At 74.3% G+C, this 1,160-nt stretch carries 1 protein-coding gene; it reads right to left on the bottom strand.

The annotated features are described in order from the left end of the window. Positions 1-1,160 (bottom strand): bifunctional UDP-N-acetylglucosamine diphosphorylase/glucosamine-1-phosphate N-acetyltransferase GlmU (gene glmU, locus HGA02_RS19950; protein ID WP_210728857.1); only part of this gene is annotated, 1,160 nt, incomplete at both ends.

The raw sequence follows: 1,160 nt of genomic DNA on the forward strand, positions 1-1,160 counted from the left end.
GCCGTGCCGGCGCGGGCGCGTACGACCCAGCCCTCGATGTTGCGCTGCGAGCCGGCCGACACCGCGAGGGCACCGGGCGGGACGTCGCGCCGGATGACGCTGCCCGCTCCCGTGTACGCGCCGTCGCCGACCGTGACCGGCGCGACGAACATGTTGTCCGCGCCCGTGCGGGCGTGCGAGCCGATCGTCGTGCGGTGCTTGTTGACGCCGTCGTAGTTGACGGTCACCGACGCGGCGCCGATGTTCGTGTGCTCGCCGATCGTCGCGTCGCCCACGTAGGACAGGTGCGGGACCTTCGAGCCCGTGCCGATCTGCGCGTTCTTCGTCTCGACGAACGTGCCGATCTTGCCGTCGGCGCCGAGCACCGTGCCGGGGCGCAGGTAGGCGAACGGGCCGACGCTCGCGCCCTCGCCGATCACCGCGAGCTCGCCGTGCGTGCGGCTCACGGTCGCGCGCGGGCCGACCTCGACGCTCGTGAGCGTCGTGTCCGGGCCGACCGTCGCGCCCTCGCGGACGACCGTCGCGCCGTGCAGCTGCGTGCCGGGCAGGAGCGTGACGTCGCGCTCGAGCTCGACGTCCACGTCGACCCACGTCGTCGCCGGGTCCACGACCGTCACGCCGTCGCGCATCCAGTCCTCGAGGATCCGGCGGTTGATCTCTGCCCGCAGCCGCGCGAGCTGCACGCGGTCGTTGACGCCCTCGACGACCAGCGGGTCGTCCGTGCGCAGCGCGCGCACGTGCCCGCCGTCCGTGCGGGCGATCGCCAGCACGTCCGTCAGGTAGACCTCGCCCTGCGCGTTGTCGCGGCCGAGGCGGCCGAGCGCGCCGCGCAGCACCGCGGCGTCGAACACGTAGATGGACGAGTTGATCTCGGTGATCGCGCGCTGCTCGTCGTCGGCGTCCTTCTGCTCGACGATGCCGAGCACGTCGCCCGTGCCCGGCTCGCGCAGGATGCGGCCGTAGCCCGTCGGGTCGTCGACCTCGGTCGTGAGCACCGTCACGGCGTTGCCGTCCGCGTGGTGCGCGGCGAGCAGCTCGCCGAGCGTCCCCGCATCGAGCAGCGGGACGTCGCCCGCGACCACGACGACCGCGCCGTCGAGCAGCACGCCCGCGGCCGAGCCGGGCTCGCCGACGCCGTGACCGGTCGCACCGGCGGCCTG

Origin of the sequence: Cellulomonas septica, assembly GCF_012396155.1 — a bacterium.
Classification (GTDB): domain Bacteria; phylum Actinomycetota; class Actinomycetes; order Actinomycetales; family Cellulomonadaceae; genus Cellulomonas; species Cellulomonas septica.